Source organism: Azospirillum sp. B506, assembly GCF_000333595.1.
Classification (GTDB): domain Bacteria; phylum Pseudomonadota; class Alphaproteobacteria; order Azospirillales; family Azospirillaceae; genus Azospirillum.
Map to the genome: position 1 here is coordinate 1 of NZ_BADK01000993.1, position 5,152 is coordinate 5,152.

General features: G+C 66.6%; 3 protein-coding genes and 3 pseudogenes. 2 read left to right on the forward strand and 4 right to left on the reverse strand.

The window, feature by feature from the left end; translation table 11 throughout:
- Window positions 1-57: 57 nt before the first annotated feature.
- Window positions 58-384 (forward strand): annotated as a pseudogene (locus I71_RS36610) (ABC transporter substrate-binding protein); the annotation flags it as partial.
- A 96-nt stretch (window positions 385-480) separates the two neighbouring features.
- Here I71_RS36610 and I71_RS30615 read toward each other — a convergent pair.
- From I71_RS30615 to I71_RS30630, 4 genes and pseudogenes are all read right to left on the reverse strand, one after another.
- A pseudogene (locus I71_RS30615) lies at window positions 481-1,644 on the reverse strand (PQQ-dependent dehydrogenase, methanol/ethanol family); the annotation flags it as partial.
- A gap of 131 nt (window positions 1,645-1,775) precedes the next feature.
- Window positions 1,776-2,717: a quinoprotein relay system zinc metallohydrolase 1 gene (locus I71_RS30620; protein WP_244434155.1), complete on the reverse strand. Its 942-nt coding sequence runs from the start codon at window positions 2,715-2,717 to the stop codon at window positions 1,776-1,778.
- 11 nt (window positions 2,718-2,728) lie between these two features.
- The gene (locus tag I71_RS30625) at window positions 2,729-3,583 is read right to left on the reverse strand and encodes a quinoprotein dehydrogenase-associated SoxYZ-like carrier (protein WP_049976412.1); all 855 of its coding nucleotides are present in this window, start codon (window positions 3,581-3,583) and stop codon (window positions 2,729-2,731) included.
- Between the two features lie 41 nt (window positions 3,584-3,624).
- On the reverse strand, window positions 3,625-4,500 hold the full coding sequence (locus tag I71_RS30630; protein ID WP_049976413.1) for a transporter substrate-binding domain-containing protein: 876 nt from the start codon (window positions 4,498-4,500) through the stop codon (window positions 3,625-3,627).
- 230 nt (window positions 4,501-4,730) lie between these two features.
- Between I71_RS30630 and I71_RS30635 the strand changes: the two are divergent.
- A pseudogene (locus tag I71_RS30635) lies at window positions 4,731-5,152 on the forward strand (branched-chain amino acid ABC transporter substrate-binding protein); the annotation flags it as partial.

Consider the following 5,152-nt stretch of genomic DNA (forward strand, 5'->3'; position numbering starts at 1 on the left):
TTCTCCGACGGCACGCCGTTCGACGCGGCGGCGGTCAAGGCGAACTTCGACGCGGTTCTGTCGGAGCGGTCCAGGCATGACTGGCTGGAACTGATCGGGCAAATCCAATCGGTCGAGGTGCTGGACAGCCGAAGGATCCGCCTGAGCCTGAAGGATCCCTATTACCCGACGTTGCTGGAGCTGGCTCTGATCCGCCCGGTGCGCTTCGCGGCTCCGTCGGTGATCACCGCCGACGGCGTCCGCTCCCCGGTCGGCACCGGCCCCTGGATGCTGACCGAGACGAAGAAGGGCGAGTACGACATCTTCACCCGCAATCCGTCCTACTGGGGGCCGAAGCCGGCCTATGAGCGCATCGTCGTCAAGGTGATCCCCGATCCCACCGCCCGCGCCGTCGCCTTTGAAACCGGCGAGATCGACCTGATCTACGGCGGCACCGGGCAGATTTCGGCCGACAGCTTCACCCGCTTCGGTGTTGCGGTCGATGACGTAGAAGAAGCCATTGCGGTCGGCCTTGCCGCCGGCCTTGATCACCTTGCCGTCCTTCTTCAGGTCGAAGGACACGAACTCGTTCACGCCGTCGAAGTCCCAGCCGTCATGCGGCGTCGTCTGGTAGTGCCACTTGATCTCGCCGTTGTCCGGATCGATGGCGAGGGTGGAGGAGGTATAGAGGTTGTCGCCCGGACGCAGGTGCGAGTTCCAGGGCGCCGGGTTGCCGGTGCCGAAGAACAGCGTCTTGGTTTCCGGATCGTAGGTGCCGCCCAGCCAGGTGGCGCCGCCGCCGGTCTTGTACATGTCGCCGGGCCAGCTGGCGTTGGTCTTGCCGGTGACNGTCGACTCCTTGCCGTTCAGCGTGCCCATGTTGCCTTCGATGGTCGGGCGCTGCCAGACCAGCTCGCCGGTTTCGGCATCGCGGGCCTCGACCATGCCGATCACGCCGAACTCGCCACCGGAGTTGCCGGTGATGATCTTGCCGTCGACGATCAGCGGGGCGGCGGTGTTGGAATAGCCTTCTTTGTATTCCTGCAGCTTCTTGTTCCACACCACCTTGCCGGTCTCGCGGTTCAGTGCGACGAGGCGGGCGTCCAGCGTGGCGAAGTAGATCTTGTCCTTGTAGATCGCCGCACCGCGGTTCACCACGTCGCAGCAGGGCATGATGCCGTCGGGCAGGCGGTGGTTGTATTCCCACTTCTTGTGGCCGGTGCGGGCATCGACCGCATAGAGGCGGGAGTAGGACCCGGTGACATAGATGGTGCCGTCGTAAATGATGGGCTGGGCTTCCTGGCCGCGCTGCTTCTCGCCGCCGAAGGAGAAGGACCAGACCGGAACCAGCTTCTTCACGGTGTCGGCATTCAGGTCGGTCAGCGGGCTGAAACGCTGGGCCTGCGGCCCCATGCCATAGGTCAGGACCGCTTCGGTGTTTGTGGCGCTCTTCAGCAGATCGTCGCTGGACGGGCCGCTGGCGTCGGCGGCCAGGACGCCGGTGGCGCTGAACGCGGTCAGCGAGGCTGCCAGGGCGAGACGTGTAACCAGGCGCTTCATGTGCGGTTGCCTCCCAAAACTGATGATGACGGCACCGCCCGGGCAAGACCTGCCCGTTGCCGCCGGACGGGCGGGTCCGGCGGGCGAACGGAGTCTGGGCGGCATTTTCAAGCTTTTGGCGGCCGAAGGAGCCGCGTCGCTCTACGATATTCGGCAGTGTAGACGGATGATCGGTCTGGTAAATTGTCGGATAGTAGCAGGCGTAAGCGTCAGTTCCCCTCCGGGTCACCAACCCGTCAATTGATCCGCGGCAGACTTGCCTGCTCGATCTTCGGCCAGAGATGGGCGACGGAGCGGCGATATTCTTCGCGCAGCACGTCAAGCACTTGGAACCGTTCAGGGATTGGCAGTTCCAGCGCTTCGGCCATGTCCAGTCCGGACTCCACGGCGTCGCGCAGCGTGCCGTCCAGCCAGGTCAACCAGTCGCGGGTCTGGGCGACACAAGCCTTGTCGGGGCGGATGTGGCCGTGGTTGGGCACCAGCAGCCGGATGTCCAGCGCATCGACCGCGTCCAGTTCCTTCAGCCAGTCGGCGACGGTGGCGTGCGGCGTGGTCGGGGTGCGGTCGCAGAACACGACGCCGCCAGCGAACAGCGCGCCGGTCGATTCGTCGAGGATCATCAGGTCGGCGGCGGTATGACCGGTCAGCGGGATCAGCCGCAGGCGATGGTCGCCGAACTTCACCGTCGATCCATAGACCGGCTCGGTCGGCAGCGTCACCTCGGTCCCACGCATCCAGTCGCCGACCAGCCGGTACATGTTCTCGGCGATGCCGTTCCCCTCTTCCTGGATGCCGGCGATGGTGCCGGGCAAGGCTGCGATGGCGACGTCGGCAAAGGCCTGGGACCCCAGCCAGTAATCGGGGTGCAGGTTGCTGATGAAGACCTTGCGGATCGGCTTTTCGGTGACCTTGCGGATGGCGGCGCGCATCTCCTCGCCATAGCGGCGCGATGGACCGGTCTGGATGACGATCACCCCGTCGGCCGTGACGATGAAGCCGGAATTCAGGATGTTGCCGCCATTGGCGCGGGTGAAATGCTTGGTCGAGCCTTCGAAGACATAGGTGTCGGGGGCAATCTGCGTCGGCTTCAGATCGTAGGTCAGCGGCCCGGCGGCCTGCACCGCACCACCTGCCATCACACCGGCAGCCAGAAGGGCGGAAAGCATCAGCCGGCGCAATGGCGTCCTCCTCATTGCCCGACACTCCAGCGCTGGTCGGCGGGTCTCAGCGACATCGCCGGCTTTGCGCCCGGCGGTGGCATCGGAATGGTCGCGCGGATCTCGCCGCCCTGGTTGTCCCGCCCGCGCAGGATCAATGCCGTGGCATCCGGCGGCAGGCGGACGTCCAGCGAATAGACCGGATTCTCCGAGACCGGCTCCAGGCTGTCGATCCGCGCCAGCGTGGGCGAGCCGCCGGGAGTCTGCGCATCAACCTGCAGGGTTTCGACGAAATAGGCCGGGATGCCGTCGACCAGTCCGGTGTCGTTGGGATGGCGGATGCGCAGCCGCAGCCGCGCCACGCCATCCTCGCCCGCCGGCCAAAGCCGCGCCTGCACCTCGCCGACATGGTCGGCCCAGTCCTTCTGGGCATAGGATGCCGGCGGGGCACTGCACCCGCCGCCCGCCGCATCGACCAGCACCCCGGAGACATGCCAGACCCCGTCGGCCGTCCGCGCCGCACCGCGCACGGCGGTGGCCTGCTGGATCTTGATGCGGGTGGCAATGTAGGGCGCAGCATTGCCGGGATGGTAGCGCAGCACCAGCGGAAAAGGGTTCAGGTCGGCAATCGCCACCATCTCCACCACCCGTCCCAGTGCCGTGGCATCGACGGAGAGCGGCACCGCGCGGGTATCCTCTGCCGCCGCAGGAGCGATGACCTTCACCGCAGAGTCGAACACCACCGGCGCACCGGCGAAATACTGGTCGCGCAGCATGTCCCACATCACGGAGTTCAGCGGGTCGGAAGGGGAGCTTGCCGCGAAGGCCGGACCGGCGATGACAAGCATCGCGCCGGTGAGTCCCATGTTGCGCCGCGTGTATCTCATCCATCCCCTCCCGACCGCCGGCCTGTCTGCTTGTCTCCGCTTCACTCCACCAACGGCGGCGGCGTGTGGGTGACGCCATAGGCGGCGAAGATCTTCGCCATCGTCCCGTCCTCGGTCAAAGCCGTCACCGCGTCGCCGACGCTGTAGGCGAGGTCGCGGGAGTTCTCCTTGGTCGCCATGCCGATGTTCCAGCTGGAGGTCATCATCCCCGGCAGGGTCACGGTGGTGACCGGGAACTGCTCCATCTTCGCTCCCAGTGCCGCCTGCACCTGGCTCAGCGGCGCCAGCACCGCCGCGGCCTCGCCGGTGATCAGCGTCGCGATGGCGGCCTCGGGCGTCGGGCAATGGATGATGCGGCTGCGCAGCCGTCCGCCCTGCAGGCCCAGCAGGAAGAAGTCGGGCACGCTGTCGATCTCCACCGCGATCGGTTCGTCCGGCAGGGTCGCCAGCACGGCGGACCGCACCCGCTGCGGGTCGCGGGCGAGCGCGAACACCTCCTGATGATAGGGACCGAACAGCACCGCTTCCGGGTTCATCAGGCCGAAGCGCTTGTCATAGGGGATGTGCATCATGATATCGGCCAATTCGCCGCCGAACAGGCTGCCGCGCCACACCGCCACGCGCAGGTCATCCGATACCGTCTCCCCGGGGATCTGCTCGTAGATGTCGGGCCTGACGCCCAGCTTCTCCGCGATCGCCCGCGCAAGATCGACGTCGATGCCGACCAGCTTGCCGTCGCGCTGGAAGGAGAAGGGTGGAAATTCGCGATAGACCGCCACGCGCAACCGCCCGCGCTCCATCACCTCGTCCAGCGGACGGGCGGCGGCCTGTTTGACGGCAAGAGCGGACGCGATCCCGGCGGATGCGCAGCTGGCAGCCAGTCCGGACAGGAATCGGCGACGGGTCACGAACGCCATGACAGGTTCCGGCAGTGGTGGAGTCGTCAGACAACGGGCTGCCAGGATAGCCATTGATCCGCGATGCCAATAATTCGACTTTCGTACAAGGCGGCGCTGTTCCCGCCCGGCATCCCGCCAGACCGCCGGCTCCGCCCCATCCACCCTGTCCATGCTTCGATAGTCGCATTCCGCCGCCGGGATTCGCCCGATAGGCTGCTCTCCAAACTGTTTGCATCGCGATGGATAGAATGACGAAGCCCCGCCTGCCCCGCCTTCTTCACAGTGTGCCGCTTGCCGTCCTCGGCGGCATTCTGCTGGCCGGCACCCCGGGCACTGCTGCCGTGGCCGAATCCCCGCCGGCAACCGTTGGCGAGATCCGCATCGGCTTCCTGTCGCAGACACCGGAGCCGCCGCCCTCCGTCGCCAATCCGGACGAGCCGGCGGCCGACGACGGGCTGGCCGGTGCCGCGCTCGCCATCGCCGACAACAACACGACCGGCAAGTTCCTGAAGCAGTCCTTCATGCTCGACAGCGTGGAGGTTCCGCCGGACGGCGATGCTGCGGCGGCCCTGCGCGATCTGGGCGGCGGCGGCGACCGCTTCATCGTCGTCGACGCGCCGGGTGCGACCGGGGAAGCGCTGTCGAAGTTGCCGGAAGCCCGCACCCTGCT

What these genes read in the sequence shown, in the direction of transcription:
- I71_RS30625 (WP_049976412.1), bottom strand. Translation starts at nt 3,583, where the DNA reads ATGAGATACACGCGGCGCAACATGGGACTCACCGGCGCGATGCTTGTC.
- I71_RS30630 (WP_049976413.1), bottom strand. Translation starts at nt 4,500, where the DNA reads ATGGCGTTCGTGACCCGTCGCCGATTCCTGTCCGGACTGGCTGCCAGC.